The 739-nt window shown below is 65.9% G+C and carries 1 protein-coding gene; it reads left to right on the top strand.

What is annotated here, in order from left to right; translation table 11 throughout:
* Nucleotides 1–739, top strand: a 739-nt coding sequence (locus ABD154_RS17930) for a DNA methyltransferase (protein ID WP_344251854.1), incomplete at both ends; no start/stop codon positions are given.

Here is a 739-nt window from a genome sequence, read left to right as displayed (position 1 = left end):
GCGCTATTCATCGCGTGCCACACCGAGCCCGGCGATCACGTCCTGGACGTCTTCGGCGGATCGGGCACCACCGGAATCGCGGCACTGCTCTGCGAGCGGCCGACTAAGCGGATGCTTGCACTTGCCGCTGAGCGCGGGATGAATCCACGGTGGGGCGCGCGGAATGCCACTGTCTACGAGCTCTCCGAGATCGGCACCCTCCTGTCGCGTGTGATGACGCACGCACCGGAGCCGGAGGCTTTCGCGACTGCTGCCAGGCGACTCGTCGACGCCGCGTCGAAGCTGGAGCCTTCGCTCTATCACACCAAGGGCCCAGACGGGCAGGATGGCGTCGTTCGGCAGATCATCTGGAGCGACGTCGTGGAATGCCCGCGCTGCGGGGTCGAGACGACCTACGCCGACACACGCGTGCGGTACGGCCCTCTGCGGTTCGACGATCGCTTCACGTGTTCGTGCGGTCATATGGGCTCACCCGACGACTGGAAGCGCGTCCTCGAGAACGTGGTCGATCCATGGACGGGGGAGGCACACGAACGCCGTCGCCGCGTTCCGTGGAAGGTGTACGGCAAATCCGCGAACGGCAACTGGAGCCGAGAAGCAACCGATAAGGATGCGGTGGCAGACGCCGAGTCACATGCCCGCGACCTGCCCTCCGGAGCGCCGATCGTCCCAATGAGCTGGGGCGACCTCCACCGCAGCGGATACCACCAGGGAATGACCCACCTGCACCACCTGTACA

Source organism: Brevibacterium sanguinis (assembly GCF_039528855.1).
GTDB lineage: Bacteria > Actinomycetota > Actinomycetes > Actinomycetales > Brevibacteriaceae > Brevibacterium > Brevibacterium sanguinis.
Note: the sequence above shows the minus strand (reverse complement) of the source record. Positions and strands in the feature narration are given on the sequence as shown.